1 protein-coding gene is annotated in these 614 nt (G+C 69.4%); it reads left to right on the top strand.

Annotation, left to right across the window (positions count from 1 at the left end; all coding sequences use genetic code 11):
- Positions 1–614, top strand: a 614-nt coding sequence (locus AC07PV_RS25015) for a diguanylate cyclase domain-containing protein (RefSeq protein WP_494631627.1), incomplete at both ends; no start/stop codon positions are given.

Genomic DNA, 614 nt, shown 5'->3' with positions numbered 1-614 from the left:
GACATCACGGACCGCAAGCGAGCGGAGCAGGAGATCGAGCGCCTGGCGTTCTTCGACGCGCTGACGGGCCTGCCCAACCGGCGGCTGCTGCTCGATCGCCTGCAGCGCTCCATCGCCGCGTGCCAGCGCACCAGGAACCTGGGCGCGCTGCTGTTCATCGACCTGGACAACTTCAAGGACCTCAACGACACCCTGGGCCACGACATGGGCGACCAGCTCCTGGCGCAGGTGGCCACGCGCCTGGTGGGCAGCGTGCGCGAGGCCGACACCGTCGCGCGCTTTGGCGGCGACGAATTCGTCGTCATGCTCGAAGCCCTGGCGCCCCAGCTGCCGCAGGCGGCCGCGCAGGCGGAAACCGTGGCCGAGAAACTCCTGGCCAGCCTGAACCAGCCCTTCGAACTGGACGGCGCCCAGCACTACAGCACCCCCAGCATCGGCATCACCCTCTTTGGGGACGAACGCCTGAGCGTGGACGAACTGCTCAAACGCGCCGACCTGGCCATGTACCAGGCCAAGGCGGCGGGGCGCAACACCCAGCGCTTCTTCGACCCGGACATGCAGGCGGCCGTCAACGCGCGCTCCAACCTGGAGGCCGACCTGCGCCAGGGGCTGGC

Source organism: Acidovorax sp. GW821-FHT09A11 (assembly GCF_059418365.1).
Note: the sequence above shows the minus strand (reverse complement) of the source record. Positions and strands in the feature narration are given on the sequence as shown.